Origin of the sequence: Haloferax sp. KTX1 (genome assembly GCF_902410085.1) — an archaeon.
GTDB classification, from domain to species: domain Archaea; phylum Halobacteriota; class Halobacteria; order Halobacteriales; family Haloferacaceae; genus Haloferax; species Haloferax massiliensis.
In genome coordinates this window covers 1-541 of sequence record NZ_CABPRH010000074.1, presented here as the reverse complement: position 1 = coordinate 541, position 541 = coordinate 1, and the positions used below count along the sequence as shown (strand labels likewise).

General features: G+C 56.7%; 1 rRNA gene. It reads right to left on the bottom strand.

Going from position 1 to position 541, the window contains the following annotated elements:
* A 23S ribosomal RNA gene (locus FY251_RS20825) occupies window positions 1–541 on the bottom strand; the annotation flags it as partial.

The following is a 541-nucleotide window of genomic DNA, read 5'->3' as shown; positions in this document are numbered from 1 at the left end:
CCTTTAATAGGCGAACAACCTCACCCTTGCCCGCTTCTGCACGGGCAGGATGGAGGGAACCGACATCGAGGTAGCAAGCCACTCGGTCGATATGTGCTCTTGCGAGTGACGACTCTGTTATCCCTAGGGTAGCTTTTCTGTCATCAATTGCCCGCATCAAGCAGGCTAATTGGTTCGCTAGACCACGCTTTCGCGTCAGCGTTCCTCGTTGGGAAGAACACTGTCAAGCTATCTTTTGCTCTTGCACTCTTCGCCGGGTCTCTGTCCCGGCTGAGATAGCCATAGGGCGCGCTCGATATCTTTTCGAGCGCGTACCGCCCCAGTCAAACTGCCCGGCTATCGGTGTCCTCCTCCCGGAGTGAGAGTCGCAGTCACCGACGGGTAGTATTTCACTGTTGACTCGGTGGCCTGCTAGCGCAGGTACCTGTGTAACGTCTCCTACCTATGCTGCACATCGGCGACCACGTCTCAGCGACAGCCTGCAGTAAAGCTCCATAGGGTCTTCGCTTCCCCCTGGGTGTCTCCAGACTCCGCACTGGAA